This is a genomic window from Bacillus sp. SIMBA_074 (assembly GCF_046534555.1).
Lineage (GTDB): Bacteria > Bacillota > Bacilli > Bacillales > Bacillaceae_G > Bacillus_A > Bacillus_A mycoides.
In genome coordinates, this window is record NZ_JAWRYM010001183.1 from 1 (window position 1) to 238 (window position 238).

Annotated in this window: 1 protein-coding gene; it reads right to left on the minus strand. The window is 68.9% G+C overall.

Annotated features, from left to right (window positions below; translation table 11 throughout):
* Positions 1 to 205: ECF transporter S component (locus SB773_RS34465; protein ID WP_410595025.1), on the minus strand; the 205-nt coding region annotated here is incomplete at its 3' end.
* Positions 206 to 238 lie beyond the last annotated feature (33 nt).

Here is a 238-nt window from a genome sequence, read left to right on the forward strand (position 1 = left end):
CGGCGAACAGCCACGGGCCGTTCAGGATTCCCTGGAACCCGGGCAGCAGAGCGCCGGCCGGACCGGAGATCGGATTCTGGACGACCCCCCAGACCCAGAAGACGACGCCGCTCGCGACGGCGACGACGCTGGCGACGACGATGTCGACGACCCGCCAGCGGAGAGTACGCGGGCGTGCGCCCACGGTGGAGATGGTTGCGTGCACTGTTCGTGCCCCTTCTGTCGATGTGGAACAGGG